This is a genomic window from Nesterenkonia alba DSM 19423 (assembly GCF_000421745.1).
Classification (GTDB): Bacteria; Actinomycetota; Actinomycetes; order Actinomycetales; family Micrococcaceae; genus Nesterenkonia; species Nesterenkonia alba.
Window position 1 is genome coordinate 227,597 of the sequence record NZ_ATXP01000003.1, and the last position, 15,263, is coordinate 242,859.

Here is a 15,263-nt window from a genome sequence, read left to right on the forward strand (position 1 = left end):
CGCTGCGGCGTGGGCTCTGCCTTACTGTTGGGCAGCGAACTCGTCGAAGCTGCCTTCGCGCATGGCTTCGCCGGCTTCTTCGATGGCGTCCCAGTCGGCGACCACAATGGATTCGCTGCCGGCACGTCCGGTACCCAGGTTGGGGAGGGTGAAGGTTTCGATGTCTCCACCGCGGATGTTACGCAGTTCCCAGCCGAGGTCTGCCACGTAGCCGCCGTCGGCCAGCCGGGAGTCCACGGACATGTGGGGGCTGAATCCGCTGACCATGCTGTGCACCCGGGCGGGGTTGCTCAGAGTCTGGGGGGTGGCGACGTCTTCGATAACCCCGCGCATGAAGGCCTGCTGGTTCTGCACGCGCTGGTAGTCGCCGTCGCTGAAGGCGCGGCGTTCCCGCACAAAGCTTAGTGCTTGGGATTCGTTCATGTGTTGCGGGCCCGCCTGGAACTGGTATCCGTCGCGGGAGGTGAAAGCCACCGGTGAGTCCACGGTGACCCCGCCCATTTCTGCGACCAGCCCTTGGAAGCCCTGCATATCGACTGCGGCCACATGGTCGATGGGCACACCGAACATGTTCTCCACGGCGGCCTGGGCGTATTCGGCCCCTTCACCGAAGCTTAAGGCGGCGTTGATTTTCGCTTCCCCGTGTCCGGGGATCGGAACCCAGGTGTCCCGCATGATGCTCATCATGTAGACGCTTTCCCGGTCGTGCGGGATGTGGACCAGCATCATGGCGTCGGCCCGGCCGGCGTTGGGCAGCCAGGGGACGTTCTCGTCTTCACCGGAACCGCCACCGGCGTCGGAGCCGATGAGCAGAATGTTGAGCTGATCGTCGGGGACTTCGATGTCTTCCCCGTCTTCGCCGGTTTCGGTGCGGGTGACGGCGTCGGGCTGTTCGTGGCCCTCGACGCCGTCGCTTTCGGGGATCACGTTGACGGAGTCTTCGTAGGCCCCGCGCACGGAGTTCAGGAAGAGCGCGGCGATGGCGACCCCTCCAACGACGAGCACGAGCGCCGCCGAGAGCGTCATAACGGCGACGCGCTTGGCCAGGGATTTGTTCCTGGGTTGCTCGTCGACCTCGTGGAGCAGTTCATCAGTCACGCGCTCCAGGGTACGGGACACCCCGGATACGCTCACAACCGCCATGCCGGGCACTATCCGCACACCGGGTGGCTACCGCCAGTGAGTGTGCCGGTCAGCTGCTGCCCAGCGGCCCGTTTTCTAACCGGGTGAGGTAGGTCTCTTCTTCCAGACTGAGGACCTCTGCGGCGGTGCCGTGGGCGGTGACGAGTCCCGCGGTGACCAGCTGCTGGGTGATGGTGAATTCGTAACGCAGATCATGCATCATGACCAGGTCGTTGATGGCCTGGCGGGGCCCGAATCCGGTGGCCGCCTGCCGGTACCCGGAGGCGAAAGCGGCCGAACCGGCGTAGAAGTCAGCGTGCATCAGGTTGATCTCCGCTGGCCGGAACTGCAGCAGGTCGTAGAGGATCCTTTGGATCCCCAGGGGTGCGCCCCGGTGGTAGAGCCCGAATTCGAACCGGGCGAAGCGTAACCAGTCCGGCGGGTTCTCAACGACGGGTCGGTAGAGCGGCCGGGCCACCGCCAGGCGCAGTTGCCCGGTCTCGGTGGCGCGGCCGACGTCGTCGTAGAGCCCGGGCAGGTCGTGGCCGGCGTAGTAGGCGATGTCGGTGCGGCTGCCGGCCCGTGCCGCATGAGTGGCGGTGAACTCCGGGGTGAAGCGGGTGCGGATGACCACGTCGTGGTCGTCAATGAACGCGCCGAGTTCTTCCTTGGTGGGTGCGGGGCCGACGACGGCGACCCGGGCCCCGTTGATGAGCTCGGCGAAGGTGTCCTCGGCGGTCAGTGGGGTGGTTGCCGCGCGCTCGGCGGCGTGCTGGCGCAGCGGTTCGGGATCCCCGGAGAAGAGGGCGGCGTCGGCGGCGAGTTTCTCCACCGCCCAGCGGGTCACCGCATCGGGAGTGTCCACGAAGGGTCGGGCCGCTGTTTTGGTGAGCTTCTCTGTCTCCCCTAAGTAGGCGTAGGCGCCGAGCAGGTGTTTCAGCCACAGGGGTGATTCCAGGGGGATGTGACGCAGTTCGCGGACCCTGTTCTGCGCGGTGAGCCGCCGCAGGGCCACCGCGGGGCGGAATTCGCCGAGGAACATCAGCCGTGCGGCGATGGTCTCGATCAGTAGCTGGTTGAGGCCTGCGACTTTGTCCTGATATTGATCCAGGAGCGGCAGGCTGCGCCGGATCGCTTCGGCCGGGGGGTCGGGCTGGAAGAGTTCGTTGATCGGGTCCCAGAATCGGGAGCCGGTTTTCAGCAGCCCGCGGGTGGGTTTCAGGGTGGCTGCGGCTTCCCAGATGCGCTGCCAGTCGTAGTGGGTGCGGGCTCCGCAGGTGAGGATCCCTTCGATGGCGCGGAGGTCTTTGGGGTTGGTCTCAAAGGCGCGTTCGTAGTATTCGGCGGCGGTGTCGAGATCCCCGATGTAGGGTTTGCGGGCCGCGGCGGCCACGGCGATGAGGTTGCCGCTGGTGGGGTCTTCTTCAGCGCGGGCCTTGAGGCTGTCTACCTGCGGTGCGGACTCCGGTTCTGTTGCCGGTACCAGCCCGGCGACCGGGTCGTAGACGATCGCCTCACCGGGTTCGGTCTCATCCTCGCCGAGGGCGTCTTTGAGCAGTCCGGCGAGGATACCGCGGTAGGTACTGGTGGGGTCGGCTTCCCCTGTGGTGACGTCTTCGGGTTCGACCCGCTCGGCGACGGCTTCGAGTACTCTGGCGGCCCCCGGCACCCGGGCGAGGCGGCAGGCGACCCCTTTGACCACTGCGGCGGCAGCGATTTTCCCGCGCAGGCCATGCAGGCTCACAGCCATGGGCAGCACTCCTGGTCAGCACGCTCGGCGGTCGCGTTGTTCACCCGGGGCAGTCTACGTGGCCCCTCTGAGATCCTTCAGAGGTCAGCGGCGCCGGCTCCTGCGCTTATCGGAGGGCACCGCCGGTCTCCACCGCTGTGATGTAGTCGGTCTCGCTCATCGCCAGGACTTCGGCGACCCGGCCGTGGGCGGTGAGCAGTCCGGCCCGGTGCAGGGTGGTGAGGAACCGGAAATCGAAGAGCAGGTCGTGGCTGACCACCAGGTCGTTCAGCGCTGAATGCGGCCCGAACCCGAAGTCTTTGGCCTGGCGGTATCCGGCGCCGAAGGCTTGGGTTCCGCTGTAGAGGTCGGTGTTGAAGACGGCGATCTCGGCGGGGTGGAATTGCAGCAGGTCGTAGATCATCCGCGGGATGCCCAGGGGTGCTCCGTGGTAGGTCACGGAGAGGTCTTGCCGCGCGTACCGCAGCCACGGCTCATCTCTGCGCATGTCTCGGGCCACGCTGAGTGGCCGGGCCACAGCCAGGTGCAGCTGTCCGGCCCGGTGTGCCTGACTCATGTGGGCTGCCATGGCGTCGAGGTCTTGGCCGTTGACGTAGGCGACATCGGTGCGACTGCCTTGGGCTGCTCGCTGCTGGGTGACGAAGTCGGGGGCAAAGCGGGGGCGGACGACGACGTCGTAGGTGTCGATGAGCTCCCCTAGCTGGTCTCCGGTGTCCACGGGGCCGACGACGGCGACTCGCTTGCCTGCCACGAGGCGTTCCATCTCTGCCTCGGCGGGGAGGGGTGCTGCCTGGCGCACCTGCTGGGAGTACTCCAGATAGGGCTGCACTCGTCCCTGGGTGAGGTGGACGTCGGCGGCGAGTTTGCGCAGTTGCAGCCGGCCGAGGTCGGTGTGCGGGGTCCAGGGCATGGGGTCGATGAGCCGCTGGGCTTGCTCGCCGCGGCCGAGGTAGATCAGCGCGGCGAGGACCTTCTGCCGGTGGCCGGTGTGCCCACCGGAGGTGGTGCCCAGCCATTGCAGGGTTCGTTCGGCTAAGTGTTCGCGGATCCGGTACCCGAGCCCTAGGTGTCCGGCAAACTGCAGCCGGTAGCCGATAAGCGCGGTGACTGGCCAGCTCAGCCGCACCTGCTGTGCCCCCCGGTGTGATCCACGGCGTGACGGGCCGTGTGGCTGGCTGACCAGCGCCTCGGTGGCGGCTTGGGCCCGTTCGGTGGAGATCTGCCCGGAGGTGGAGGTCTCGGTGGTGAAGAGGTCTGCGAAGCGGTCTAGGTGCTCCAGCACGCGGCGCTGTTTTTCTCCCCGGGTGCGGTGGGTCTCGTAGTCCCGGGCGATGCGGTACAACCATTCCCAGTCCTGTGCGCCTCGGCAACCCAGGGTGATGACGCTGCGGAGGATCTGCGAGTCGCCGGGGCGCAGACGCAAGGCACGGGCGTAGGCTTCGGCGGCGTCGTCGAGCCTGAGCACCCCGGGTTTGCGGTATTCCTTGCCCAGGGCGATGTACAGGTCTGCGTCCGGGCGCAGCGCGGCGGCGCGTTCCATCAACTGTAATCCGGCGTGGGGATCACCGTGGATGGCTTCGAATTGTCCGCGTTGGCGCAGCACTGCGGGGTTGTCTGGGGCGAGTGCGGCGGCCCGGTCCAGGGTGGCGCGGACTTCGGCTTGGCGCACACCGGGCCCGGGGGTCAGCCCCACCACGGGGTCACGGATGATGCCTTCTCCCCCGCCGCGGAGTAGCGAGCGCGCCAGGGCGAGGTGCCGGGCGGGGTTGTCTGGTTCGAGTTCGGCGGCTCGCTGGCGCATCTGCAGCACCGCGTCGTGACGGCGCAGCCGTAGGTACCGTACGGCGAGCCGTTCGAGCAGATCAGCGTCGGTGATCTCTGCGATGTTCAGACGGGTCAGGAGTTTCTCCGCCCCGGAGGCGTTGGTTTCGAAGAGCACATTGGCCGCTTGGGCGTGGAGCTTCTGCGCTCGGGAGCGCTGCCCGGTGAGTTCCGTCTCTACCGGACGGGGCACGAGTTTGCCGGAGGCGACGACCGCGCGGGCTGCTGTGAGATCCGCCCCGGGGATCCGGGTGACTGCCTGCAGGGCGCGTCGGGCGGCTTCGGCACCCAGGATGAGTGGTTTGAGCATCGGCGTCAGTCTAGTGAGCGCAGGTGATAGGTTGCCGCATGTTGGTGAAACTCGCTCGCCCTGACGACGACAAGAAGAGACGTTCACGTGGTACTGAAGAGATGGGCCCGGAGCGGCCGCGTGGAGCCGCTACGCCATGGGGATCCGCTGGTCACTGTGGGGGTGACCACCCACAATGAGGGCAGCCGGCTGGCCCGTTGTCTAGACAGTGTGGTGGGTCAGTCTCTGCCTGCTCAGCAGGTGGAGGTCATCGTGGTCGATGATGGTTCCGCTGACGGCACCCATGCTCGTGCTCAGAGCTATGCCGAGCGTGCTGATTGGGCTGGGTTCTCTGTGTTGCGGCACCGGAGGACCGGCACGGCCGCCAAGGGCCGGAATATGATCCTGGATCAGGCCCGCGGACGCTACGTTTTTCTGGTGGATGGGGACGATTACTTGGGTCCGCAGGCGTTGGAGGCCACCACGGCTGCGGCGGATAAGAGGCGCGCTGACGTCGTCGTGGGTAAGTATCACGGGGTGAACCGCCCGGCGCCGAATATCCGGGATCCGCGCAACCCCAAGGGCCGGGTCAAACCGGGTGAGTATCATTCGGGTTGGCTGAACAGTCTGCATATTCAGAAGTTGTTCCGTACGGAGTTTGTGCGTGGGCTTCCGTACCGGTTCAATGAGCAGCTGGTGTATTGCAATGACCACCCGTTTATGGTGGCGGTGTTCCTGCATGCTGGCACGGTGGCCAGGGTCGACGACGTCGAGTGTTACTTCATCACGTTGGAGGCTGATGCTCCGGGTCACCGGGGGCATGTTTCCCGCGCGGAGATCTCGGCGGTGGCGCAGTTGCAGTTCTTGCACGATGTGTTTGGGAACCTGGCGTTGGCTCGTGGACAGGGCGGGGATGTGGCGGCTTTGGCTAGCCGGATGCGGGTGCACTATTGGAACCGGTTTTTGAAGAATCAGCTGCCGGCGTTGCTGCTGCGGAAAACGGATCCTCAGGCGGTCACGGAGTTGGCCCGTCAGGCACGCTATATGACGCAGTTGTACGGGGCGCAGGCGTCTCAGGCGGGTCTGGTGGATGAGGCTTCGGCCATGTTGCAGGCGCTGAACACTGAGGATGCTGAGTCGGTCCGCTCCGCCGCTGCCCAGGTGCGTGAAACCGCCCGCCGCCGCGCCGCCGAGTCCTAGCGTTTTCCGGGTTGGGTCAGTCCAGGACTTTCTGTAAGCGGGTGAGGGCGGTGGTCAGGGTGGTGGGGTGTTTGCAGAAGGCGAAGCGCAGCAGGTAGTTCAGCTCGTCGTGGGGGTCGTCTTGGGTGCTGGGGTGTGTCAGCGCGGAGACGGGGATGGTGCCTACGCCGGCGTCGTCGATGAGTTTCTGGCTGTATTCCGCGGCGGTCAGGTCGGTGAGTTCGCGGGTATCGGCCAGGATAAAGTACCCGGCCTGCGGGGTGTAGGTGGTGAAGCCGAGCTCGGTGAGCCCGGCTGCCAGTAGGTCCCGGGTCTGGTGCAGGTGTTGCCGGTTGTGGGCGTAGAAGCCGCGGTCGTCGTGCAGCCCGGCGGTGACGGCGTACTGGTAGGCGGGGTTGGCGGTAAAGGTCAGGAACTGTTTGACTCCCCGCACCCGGTTGACGAGTTCGCAGCTGGCGGTGATCCACCCGGTTTTCCATCCGGTGAAGGAGAAGGCTTTGCCGGCTGAGCTGACGGCAACGGCGACCTGTAGTGCCCCGGGGATGGTGAGGATGGGTGTGTGGCTGACACCGGCGTCGTCGAAAACGAGGTGTTCGTAGACTTCGTCGCACATGATGACGACGTCGTGGGCCCGGGTTGCGTGGATGATCGCCTCTAGCTCGCCACGGGTGAAGACGGTCCCGGTGGGGTTGTGGGGGCTGTTGAGCAGGATCATGGAGGTTTGGTCGGTGAGGCGGGCGATGAGCGCCTCGACATCGGGCCGGAAGTCGGGGGCTCGCAGGGGGATGGTGCGCAGGTGCGCTCCGGCCAGGGAGACCATGGCCCCGTAGGAGTCATAGAAGGGTTCGAAGCTGAGTACTTCGCTGCCGGGTCGGGCGAAGGCCAGGATGCTGGCGGCGATGCCTTCGGTGGCGCCGGTGCAGTACAGCACCTGGGTGGTGGGGTCCAGGTCGAGGCCGTAGTGGCGCCGTTGGTGTGCGGCCACTGCCTGCCGGAAGTCGGGGAATCCGGCGCCGGGTGGGTATTGGTTGGTGGGGCCGTGGTCGGTGGTGATGGCTTCAGCGGCTAGCTGCCGCATCCAGGCGGGTCCGTCGTGGTCGGGGAAACCTTGGCCTAGGTTGATGCCGTCGCGGGCTGCGGTGGTGGCGCCGACGCGTTCGTAGATGGTCGGCAGCACGGCATGTGCCTGCTGGTCATAGGTATTGGCGCCTGCCGCGGCACGTGCCCACGGAACCTGCCCCATCTCTCTCCTTAGGTGGCTGTGTGGAACGCTGCCACAGCATCCCGGCAACACACAAAGATTGTCACTCGTTTACGTGAGGCCGAGTTCGTGGAGGCGTGCGGTGACTTTGGGGATGTCGTCGGGCCGGTCTACGGGCATGGAATCATCGGACATTTTGAGGACTTCTACCGGCAGGCCGAGTTCTAGGAACCGCATGACCTCATTGTCCTCGACGGATTCCAGGGGTGTGCGCTCCCCGGGGGCGGCGAAGGCTTGGAGGTCTTCGGGAGGGTAGGCGTAGACGCAGACCTGACGGTAGGCGAAGCGGTAGGCGCCGTCGTGGGATCCGGGCACGGGTGCCCTGCCGATGTAGATGAGCTGGTTGTTCAACCCGAAGAGCAGTTTGATGTATTTGGAGTCGTGCCACTGTTCTTCAGTCATCTCGCAGTAGCCGATGTAGGTTTTGCTCCGGTCGGCGCGTGCTGCTTCCAGGATGATCCGCAGGTCTTCGGGGTTGAAGACGGGTTCATCGCCTTGGACGTTGATGTAGGTCTTGGCGGGTAGGCGGGCGGCGACTTCTGCCACCCGGTCACCACCGGTGGGGTGATCGCCGGTCATTTCGTAGCGCACGTTGTATTCACGGCAGGCTTGGGCGATGCGGTCGTCGTCGGTGGCGACGATGACCTGGTCGCGGTCCATGACCTCGAAGCATCGTTCGGCGGTGCGGATAATCATCGGTTTGCCCGCCAGGTCTACCAGTGGTTTGCCCGGCAGTCGTGAGGACTTATACCGCGCCGGAATAATGACTAACTCATCTACTTCGTGACTCACACAACTTCCTTATGCAGGTTCTAGGCGTTGGGGATGAGGAACGATCCATGAAGCACCACTCGTGATGCGGATATTTGCCTCCTGACCGGGGTGCATCAGCAAAGAGTCCAAAAGCATATCCATGCGAATGTCTTCATGCACAGCTACAACCCGCTCCAGGGGGCCCTCTGGTGGGAGCTCGCCTGGGGCCGTTGGCTCCAACGCGAGTAATTTGACGGAACCTCGGTGGAGGACAAAGACGTTCGCGCCTCCAGTACGGGAGGCGCGCGCGATCACTTGACTGCAGAGGTCTTCTCCTAGCGCCACTATGACTGGGGACTCCCCAGTAGCAGTGACAAACGGAAGTTCTGGCTGCGGGCGGATACGCGCAAAATCCTTCAGCAGAGCCTTACTAAGCGCCTGCCGCTGATAATTTTTGTTTACTTCACGTTCAGTTCCCATATTTCCACCTCCCGTAGTACTGCTCTGCGTTTTCGACGATTTCGTCCACAGAGCTGGCGAAGGTGTCTTCCACGTCTTGCTGAGATCGTATCTCACGGATCACTACCCGCGCCTGCTGCCGCCCGGGGTTCCTGTAGAACTGATGACGATGCACTTCTTGATGACTGGTATCAATCCTGGCCACCACCGAGTCATGATGCTTCAACTCCACCGCGTAGTGCACTAATTCCCACGTGACTCGGTGATGTACCTGAATCAAAACCACGGCAAGGTCCGGCTCAGTGCCTAAGCTCCACATCACGGGAGGAAGCTCGTGCCGATCCTGTTCCGGAGGTCCCTGCCAACGACTCGCCTCGGGCGTTAGTACTTGATTCTCTGGCGACTTCTTACTTCGTGAATTGTCCACACCCATCGCATACCAATTCGACGCTCCTACACCTTATTCGAACAAATATTCGATCTCAGATGTGCTTGACGATGGGGCCTTACTCTAGACACATGACATCCGCCGCAGCGTCGCCCGCAGAAGACCGTCCCGTTCGTGATGGCCGGGCACTGGTGGAGGACTTCGTCCGCACGGTGGCAGAACCCAAGCGCGGCAACCTCAACCAGTGGAGCAGCACCAAGAATCACACCAAACTGCTGCTGGATTCAGCACGGCGCCAGAAGCTGGGCATCAAGAAGATCGGTTATACCCGTGCCACCATGTATTCACTCTCGGCCAACAGTACGACGACGGTGGGCGGCATTTATGGCAAGCTCACCACATTGGCCAGTCACCAGGCGTATCAGACCACTCGTTCACCGAACCTGCGCCGCGGCTGCCTGGCCGCCTCTGGCGTGCCGCACCTGGCCGGCAAGTCTTTCCATGTGACCCAGGAGACCGCCGCCCAGGCCTATTTCCAGCAGCTGGGTTCCCCGGTCACTTTGAGCATTTCTACCCCCAAGCTCCGCTCCGAGGAGCACAATCTCCGCACCGCCCGGGAGCTTTCTCAGGCGTGGCAGGTGCTGGCGGAGAAGAGCAGTTCATTACCCACACTGAAGCAACAGATCGAGGTGGAGGCCCATTACCCCGCATTGTTGCTGCGGGCCTATGTGGTGGGTGAGGACGTGGTGGCAGCTATCGTCCGCCTTCCCTTGTATGTCCGGGGTGACGGTCAGACGCCCTTGCTGGACCTGGTGGAGGCTGAGCTGGCTCGCTATGCCAGTTGCCAGTACTTGAATCCGGCTGAGGAGCGCACCGCCGGGCAGATCATCGAGTCTCTGAATCTTCACCCGGAGTCGGTGCTCCGCCAGGGGGAAATACATCTGCTCGCGGACACTCCCCCGTCCCGGGAGACTCCGGCGTGGACCTTCGATGTCCTCGATATCGTGTCAGAGGATCTTCAGGCCTTAGCGGTGGACGCTATGTGGGCTTTCCCGGGGCTGAGCGCCACGGCGGTGGATATCCTCACGCCGTCGGTGAATTCGGCTGAGGGCAGTGTGGTGGCCACGCTGGATCCGGCTGCGGACTTGGAGCCTTTCCGTTATCCGGCGTTCGGCACCCAGCGGTTCCCGAACCGGGCCATCATGGAGCGTATGACGCCGAATTCTTAAGACTTAGTTCTTGGCTTCGGTTGTGCTCTTGGCGGCTTTGCGTCGCGCTGCTCGGCGTTTCTTCTTCAGCTCGCGCATGAACTGCTTGTATTCGGTGAACTCTTTGCCGGCCAGCAGGTCTTGCTGGATGCGGTTTTCGGCCAGTCCCCACATCTCCCCCATGCGGCGGTCCCATTCTGGGGTGAGCACGTTGGAGCTGCCGGGCCGGGGGGTGAATTCACCGAAGACGAGTTCCCCGTCCCCGCGGAGCATGTCGATCCGCATGAAGGGGTAAGGGATGGCCAGGCTGATTTTCTTGGCGATCTCGAGGTCCTCGGGGGTAAAGCCGAGTCCTTCGTGGCGGGTTACTTTCCACCCACCGGGGGCTTCGATGCGTTCTCCTTCTGGGCTCCAGAAGTCCCATCGGGTTTCGGGGTACCGGTTGATTTCGGAGACGAATGCGATTTCTCCGTAGAAGCTCCAGAATTTCAGGTCGATGGCGGGGGCCCGTGTTTCCCGGTCGCTGAGGATGAGTTCTTCGGTGGTCCACTCGTCTTTTTTGGCGCTGGTGGCTGAGGAGCGGTCTCTGAGGATGGCGTACGCGTGGGTTTGGAGGTCTTCACGGGTGGTGAATTTCTTACCGTCTTTGGCGTGGAAGATCTCGTCTGTGTCGAATACTAGGTAGCACCCTTTGGAACCTGAGCCGCGTGCGGGTTTGATGACGGTGCCGGGGGTGATCTCCACCTCAGCAAAGGGCCGGCTTACTCCGTCGGTAGCGGGCCTGCGCATCCCGAGGGTGTCGATGAATTCGAATCCCGGCTGCTTATCCGTAAGAGAGCGTGCGGGTAGTCGTCCCCCCAACCGTGCAACTTCAGTTTTGGCCACGATGTGTCCCATGAAGGACAGTCCGCGCCCTACGTAGAGTTTTTCTTGGCGCATCCGGTGCAGCATGACGTCTTTGACGTGGTGGGGGGAGGCTACGGCCAAGAGTTGCCGGAGTTGTTCGATGTGCTCTTCTCCCCCTTCACGCCGGGCTCGGGGTGCGAGCATGCGCCCGAGGGTGCGCCGCATCTGTTCGTCGGTGTGGTGGACGAGGTCGACGAGCTCTTCGGGCGTGAGCTGGTCTTCTTCTGCTGCCATGAGGTCCTTCTATCGTGTGCTTCGCAGAGGTGCGCTGATCTCAGTCGCGGCGGCGAAGGGTTTCAAACTGTTCTTTGACCTCTGCGACGTCGTCTTCGAGGGCGAATCGGTGGGATTCGAGGGTGGCGAGTAGGCGACGTTCGGCTGCTTCGATCCGAGCTTCGGTGGCGTCCAGTGCTTTGAACCGGTCGGCGGTGCGGTGGTCGATGCGCCGGGAGGAGGCCAGAGCGGACCGGGTGGAGGTGTCAATGTCCACCAGGCGTTTGCGCATGGTCTCCAGGGTGTGGGTCATTGCGGCCAGGGTGAAGGCGGTGAACACCACAAAGATGCCGAATGCGGCGACGCCGGCTAGTGCGGCGAGCTGCCACTGCTTCAGCAGTGCGGCCACCAGGGTGAGAGCCAAAGCGAGCGCGCAGAGAGCGAGGACGCCGAGCTGTTTGGTGGAGAGACCTTTCATGAGGTCGGTGCCTCCTGGGTGCGGGGGTGTGCATCGGCTGCCGGGGCGCCCAGCAGCGTGTTCATCAGCTCACCATATCCGCCGGTGCCGTAGTGGGCGGCGAACTCCACACCTCGCCGTGATTGGGCGAGGTACCGCTGCGTGTCTTCGGTGTGTTCGGTGATCGTTTTGTGCACCTGCTCGGGTGAGGCGTAGAGTGCGGCGTCTCCGTATACCGGGGAGAACCCGGGGGGCAGGATGACCAGGCATCCGGCGGCCATGGCTTCGAGCACGGGGAGTTCTGCTCGTTCGGCGGTGGCGGGTTGGGGGTAGTGCACAAAGAAGTCGAGGCTGCGGTAGTAGGTCTCTCGGGTGATGTCCTGCTGGCGGAAGCTGAGCCAGGCGGCGGGGAGGCGTTTGTATCCGAGCAGGCGCAGTAGGTAGCTGGGGTCTCCGTAGAAGCGGATGTCGTAGCGCCCGTCGGTGGGCCATAGGGTGCTGATGGTCTCTGCTGTGGTGGGCCAGTGGGTTGCGGATTCTCCGGCCCAGCGTCCGATCACCGGTCTGGTGTTACGGGGGCGACGCCGCGGGGTGACCCATCGTTCCGCACTGAAGACCGTGTGGTAGGTGTGTCCGCTGATCTCGTTGGGGGGGAGGTATTTTTCCAGCTGTGTGCGGGCCTCAGCGGAGGTGGCGACCCAGTGCGGTCGGGTTCCGAAGAATTCCGCACCGTGGGCGGCGCATTCTGCAGGCAGGTAGTAGACGCTGAAGCCGGTGGGCTCGGCTGGTGCTTTGTCGGCCACGGCGATCACCTGCCGAGGACGGAATGCTGCTGGATGGTGCGGCATGAACTGCAGCAATTCCGGTTGGCGGACGAGCACTGTGTCGACGTCGTGGAAGTCTTCGTCGGCTAGCACATGGGTGACTTCTCCGTTGCGGATGAATTCTTCGATGGGTTCGCAGTAGACCCGGGCGTACTGGGAGAGGTGGATGGCGTTTTCGAGGTGGAGGATGCCGACTCGTCGCCCCGTGGTGGTCAGGTGCCGGATTTCTTCGATGGCCGCGGCTTGGGTTTCGCCGTATTCGCACCAGTCGGCTACCACGACAACGTCGAGGGCTGTGGTCTTCTCCGGTGGGGAGGTGAAGCGCGGTGGGATGTAGATGGGGTCTGTGTGGTGTGCTGAACGGCGCAACTGCTGGGGATTGGCGGTGGCGTGCCACGTTTTATAGGCGCTCCAGAAGGCGCGGCGAGCGGGGTGTTGCCAGCCGGGCCGGAAGTCGCTGCGTGAGAGCGAGTTGGGCAGGATGCGCATGAAGATCAGTGGTTCGGCGATGGCGTAGACCTCTGCTCCCCCCGTGGCGGTGGAGTAGGCGGAGACCCGGTCGCGCAGTTCGTTGTCGCTGGCTTTGCGGGCGGGAATGTAGCCGCCGAGTTCTTTCATGATGTGGGTTCGCGCCATGAGTGTGGGTGCGGAGGGGATGAAGGGGCTGTATCCGCGGCGGATGCGGACGAGGTCTTCGGTCATATTGACGGTGTAGACCTGGTTGCCGGGGCGGCGGGGGTTGCGCTGTAGGTAGTTGACTTGGGTTTCGATCCGTTGGGGGTGGGACCAGTCGTCGGCGTCTTGACCGGTGATGTAGCTGCCTTGGGCGTGGTCGATCCCCACGTTGCGGGCGGCGTAGGTGCCGCCGTTGCTGGTCAGGCGGATGACGCGCAATCGGGGGTCTAGGGCCTCGAGTTCGTCGAGGATGGGTGCGTATTTTTCCCCGGATGCGTCGTCGACGACGAGCAGTTCTAGGTTTTGCCAGCTTTGGTCGAGGATGGACCGCGCGGAGGCCAGGATGTCGTCCCGTATGGGTTTGTAGCTGGTCATGATGACCGTTACCAGCGGGCCCTCTGGCTGGGGTCCGTGGAGTGGAGGGGTGGTCAGCCGGTTGAAGGGGACTTCGTCACCGTCTCGAAGGTGTAGTGGCACCAGGTTGTGGCTGCGGAAGGGCCGGTTGAATCCTTCGAGCCATCGTTGGTAGTGGGCGTGACTCTTGTGCCCTCTCACGAAGGGGCTGTGAACGTCGACTCCGATGTAGCCGAAGAAGTTCCGTTGGATGTCGGGGCGTTCGGCCAGGAGGGTGTCGAGGTCGTCGAAACGTCGTTGTTCGAAGTAGAGGTCGGCTAAGAGCTTGTTGTAACGCCGGCCTGGAACGGTCCGGTGAAATTCTGTGCTGAGGAGTTCGAGCATCGCGGTGGCGACGTCGCCGTCCTCGGGGTAGATGTCCTGTAGGGCCGTGACGTAGGCCAGCCTTCCCAGGGCTTCCGGGTCCACGCTGTAGGGGCTGAGCGTTCCGTTGAGCACAGCTTCGCGGAGCTCAGTATTGGAGAGGGTGCCGTGGCTGGTGTCATGGGCGAGTAGCTCACGCATGTGCGTGGACTCGCTGCGCAGCGCTGTCCGTTCCAGCCCAGCGTCATAGTCCCCTGCATTGTGGAGATAGTGCTCGAGCAGTCTTCCTCGCAGCAAAAGTTCCCCCGATAGTTTCACCGTTCCAATGTACCGCGACGCTTCGGCGGTGAGCCGGTTCTCCTCCAGCGCGGCTCCGCTGACGTGATCCACCGGTCCAAGGCCGCGGAACCGTACGCAATCTGACTTGAGGGAAGTTCGACGGCAATAGACATCGTCTCGACTCTGCGTCAGTCACAGAGGAATGCGAAGGCCATAAAGTCTAGGGAAATCTCTGAGGTTGATAGTGTGATGGCACGCTTGCGTGATGGTTCCGCGTCTAGTTCGAGGAGTTCCGTGCCACGAGTCTCTATCGTCATCCCTGTGTTCAACGACGAGGAGTTCGTTGGGCGCGCGCTCGACAGTTGCATCAACCAGACTCTTGAGGATATCGAAATCATCTGCGTTGACGATGCCTCTACCGACAGCACGGTCTCGGTCATTGAGAGCTATCAGCGTCACGATTCTCGCATCCACCTGATCCGCCAGCAGACGAATCTCTCAGCTTTTCAAGCGCGCCGTGCAGGCATTATGGCTGCCCAATCCCCCTATGTACTGTTCCTCGATGGCGACGACGAGCTCGCTACTACCGCGGCTGAGGTGACCTTCTGGAGTGACCCCTTGATTTCGGTCCAGTAGTTATGTGAGTTGCACTGGCGCCCGCTCTTGGCGGGAGGAAGACTGGTGTAACCATGACAGCGAAGAGGAAGCGGCACTCCCCGGAGCAGATCATCCGCAAGCTCGGTGAGGCTGAGAAGATGCTGGCCCAAGGCCATGATGTCGCCGCGGTTGCCCGGGAACTCGGAGTTACTGAGGGCACCTACTACCGGTGGAAGAACCAATACGGCGGGCTCAAGGCCGAGGACGCCAAGCGACTCAAAGAGCTCCAGAAGCAGAATGACCGGCTCAAACGACTGCTGGCCGAGGCAGAGCTTGAGAAAGCT

12 protein-coding genes are annotated in these 15,263 nt (G+C 63.4%); 4 read left to right on the forward strand and 8 right to left on the reverse strand.

Annotated features, from left to right (window positions below; genetic code table 11):
- Positions 1 to 21 precede the first annotated feature (21 nt).
- From H578_RS13155 to H578_RS0104025, 3 genes are all read right to left on the reverse strand, one after another.
- Positions 22 to 1,098, reverse strand: a complete 1,077-nt coding sequence (locus H578_RS13155) for an LCP family protein (RefSeq protein WP_033420211.1) — start codon at positions 1,096 to 1,098, stop codon at positions 22 to 24.
- Between the two features lie 94 nt (positions 1,099 to 1,192).
- Entirely contained in the window at positions 1,193 to 2,872 is a 1,680-nt protein-coding gene (locus tag H578_RS0104020; RefSeq protein WP_022872416.1) for a glycosyltransferase family 29 protein, read from the reverse strand.
- Between the two features lie 106 nt (positions 2,873 to 2,978).
- Positions 2,979 to 5,003 (reverse strand): tetratricopeptide repeat protein, encoded by a 2,025-nt coding sequence (locus H578_RS0104025; RefSeq protein ID WP_022872417.1) that lies wholly within the window; start codon positions 5,001 to 5,003, stop codon positions 2,979 to 2,981.
- 87 nt (positions 5,004 to 5,090) lie between these two features.
- On the opposite strand from H578_RS0104025, the gene H578_RS15445 reads away from it, so the two are divergent.
- Positions 5,091 to 6,182: a glycosyltransferase family 2 protein gene (locus H578_RS15445; protein ID WP_169558496.1), complete on the forward strand. Its 1,092-nt coding sequence runs from the start codon at positions 5,091 to 5,093 to the stop codon at positions 6,180 to 6,182.
- A 16-nt stretch (positions 6,183 to 6,198) separates the two neighbouring features.
- Here H578_RS15445 and H578_RS13165 read toward each other — a convergent pair whose 3' ends face one another.
- Together H578_RS13165 and kdsB are read right to left on the reverse strand one after the other, a co-directional pair.
- Positions 6,199 to 7,425 (reverse strand): aminotransferase class I/II-fold pyridoxal phosphate-dependent enzyme, encoded by a 1,227-nt coding sequence (locus tag H578_RS13165; RefSeq protein ID WP_022872419.1) that lies wholly within the window; start codon positions 7,423 to 7,425, stop codon positions 6,199 to 6,201.
- A 69-nt stretch (positions 7,426 to 7,494) separates the two neighbouring features.
- On the reverse strand, positions 7,495 to 8,235 hold the full coding sequence (kdsB, locus tag H578_RS0104040; protein WP_022872420.1) for a 3-deoxy-manno-octulosonate cytidylyltransferase: 741 nt from the start codon (positions 8,233 to 8,235) through the stop codon (positions 7,495 to 7,497).
- Positions 8,236 to 9,174: 939 nt separating this feature from the next.
- Here kdsB and H578_RS0104050 point away from each other — a divergent pair.
- Entirely contained in the window at positions 9,175 to 10,272 is a 1,098-nt protein-coding gene (locus tag H578_RS0104050) for a hypothetical protein (RefSeq protein WP_022872422.1), read from the forward strand.
- A gap of 3 nt (positions 10,273 to 10,275) precedes the next feature.
- Here H578_RS0104050 and H578_RS0104055 read toward each other — a convergent pair whose 3' ends face one another.
- From H578_RS0104055 to H578_RS0104065, 3 genes are read right to left on the reverse strand one after another with little or no spacing between them, the layout of a single operon-like run.
- On the reverse strand, positions 10,276 to 11,391 hold the full coding sequence (locus H578_RS0104055; protein WP_022872423.1) for an ATP-grasp fold amidoligase family protein: 1,116 nt from the start codon (positions 11,389 to 11,391) through the stop codon (positions 10,276 to 10,278).
- Positions 11,392 to 11,431: 40 nt separating this feature from the next.
- On the reverse strand, positions 11,432 to 11,848 hold the full coding sequence (locus tag H578_RS0104060) for a hypothetical protein (RefSeq protein ID WP_022872424.1): 417 nt from the start codon (positions 11,846 to 11,848) through the stop codon (positions 11,432 to 11,434).
- Entirely contained in the window at positions 11,845 to 14,433 is a 2,589-nt protein-coding gene (locus tag H578_RS0104065) for a glycosyltransferase family 2 protein (protein ID WP_022872425.1), read from the reverse strand. The genes H578_RS0104060 and H578_RS0104065 overlap by 4 nt, the downstream gene beginning before the upstream one ends.
- Positions 14,434 to 14,616: 183 nt before the next feature.
- Here H578_RS0104065 and H578_RS13170 point away from each other — a divergent pair, with 183 nt between their 5' ends.
- Together H578_RS13170 and H578_RS0104075 are read left to right on the forward strand one after the other, a co-directional pair.
- Complete coding sequence (locus tag H578_RS13170; RefSeq protein WP_022872426.1) at positions 14,617 to 14,958, forward strand: glycosyltransferase family 2 protein; 342 nt, start codon at positions 14,617 to 14,619, stop codon at positions 14,956 to 14,958.
- A 53-nt stretch (positions 14,959 to 15,011) separates the two neighbouring features.
- Positions 15,012 to 15,263: IS3 family transposase (locus H578_RS0104075; protein WP_022872427.1), on the forward strand; the 252-nt coding region annotated here is incomplete at its 3' end.

Excerpts from the sequence above, each read along its gene's own strand:
- H578_RS13165 (WP_022872419.1), bottom strand. The coding sequence starts at position 7,425 with ATGGGGCAGGTTCCGTGGGCACGTGCCGCGGCAGGCGCCAATACCTAT.
- H578_RS0104055 (WP_022872423.1), bottom strand. The coding sequence starts at position 11,391 with ATGGCAGCAGAAGAAGACCAGCTCACGCCCGAAGAGCTCGTCGACCTC.
- H578_RS0104050 (WP_022872422.1), top strand. The coding sequence starts at position 9,175 with ATGACATCCGCCGCAGCGTCGCCCGCAGAAGACCGTCCCGTTCGTGAT.
- H578_RS0104060 (WP_022872424.1), bottom strand. The coding sequence starts at position 11,848 with ATGAAAGGTCTCTCCACCAAACAGCTCGGCGTCCTCGCTCTCTGCGCG.
- H578_RS0104020 (WP_022872416.1), bottom strand. The coding sequence starts at position 2,872 with ATGGCTGTGAGCCTGCATGGCCTGCGCGGGAAAATCGCTGCCGCCGCA.
- H578_RS0104025 (WP_022872417.1), bottom strand. The coding sequence starts at position 5,003 with ATGCTCAAACCACTCATCCTGGGTGCCGAAGCCGCCCGACGCGCCCTG.